Source organism: Psychroflexus salarius, from assembly GCF_900129035.1.
Classification (GTDB): Bacteria; Bacteroidota; Bacteroidia; order Flavobacteriales; family Flavobacteriaceae; genus Psychroflexus; species Psychroflexus salarius.
On record NZ_FQTW01000044.1, the window covers coordinates 1 to 1,223 of the forward strand.

1 protein-coding gene is annotated in these 1,223 nt (G+C 37.4%); it reads left to right on the plus strand.

Features of this window, described 5'->3' with window-relative positions; genetic code table 11:
- Positions 1 to 1,223 (plus strand): T9SS type B sorting domain-containing protein (locus BUB82_RS11665; protein WP_143185703.1); only part of this gene is annotated, 1,223 nt, incomplete at both ends.

Genomic DNA, 1,223 nt, shown 5'->3' on the forward strand with positions numbered 1-1,223 from the left:
GATTTAACCCAAAATACAGATTTAGCATTCGGTGAAGATCAAGATGAAACGACACATGCAGTACGTTATTTAGACGCTTCTAATAATGAGATAAGCAACCCTGAAGCTTATGAAGTGTCGAGTTCAGCGACGATAACAGTAGAAGTAACCAACCAAAACGACCAAATTTGTACAGCGACTGAAACATTTAATTTAAGCATTACACCACAGCCAGAAGTTTCACCCGCAAGTGTTTTAGAAGTTTGTATAGATTATGAAGATGGCGGAGATAATGCGGTAGATTTAACAGTAAAAGATACAGAAATCAACAGCCTAGCGACAGGCGGTGTGGTTAGATATTATGTTTCGCAAACCGCTTATGAAAACGATAACCCAATTGCTACACCAGAAAGCTTCAACTTAGCAGAAAGCCAAACTGAGATGTATGCAGCTGTAATTAATTCAGCTTCCGGTTGTCGTTCAGAAGTCACTTCATTTAATATAGAAAATGTACTTCCATTAGTTGATATTTCAGGCTATGAAGGGCAAAGCGTTTGTATTGATGAGAATGGTGATTTAGTAAATACAGCCACCTCACCACCAATTATAGAAACAGGGTTAGCAGCTACCGACTATGATTTTGTGTGGATGTTAGATGGAGTAGAAATTCCAGGTGAAACATCACCAAGTATTACGGCAACAGAAGCAGGTGTTTATACCGTAGCGGTAACCAATGCATTAGCTCAACAAATTACAAGCTGTGTTAATAGCTCATCAGCAGAAATTATAGAAAGTGGTCAAATAGATTTTGAATTAGCAATTTTAACGGATAGCTTTCAAAATAATGAACACGGAATAGGCGTTACAATCACAGAAGTGGGATTAGGAGATTACGAATTTAGATTAGATTATGGAGAGTGGTTCGATTTAGAAGACGGTCAAACAGAGTTGATATTTAGCGACGTTCCAGGCGGCATGCATACCATTACAGCACGTGATAAAAACGGTTGTGGAGAAGTCTCTAAAGAAATTACATTAATTGATTATCCAGAGTTTTTCACACCAAATGCGGATGGATATAATGATAATTGGCAGTTAAATAACACAACAATGTCTAATTTAGATGTTAGTGAGGTTAATATATTTGATCGTTATGGGAAACACTTGTATAAATTAACACCAGATCAATCAGGTTGGGATGGGACTTATCAAGGTGAGGTTTTACCATCAGACGATTACTGGTT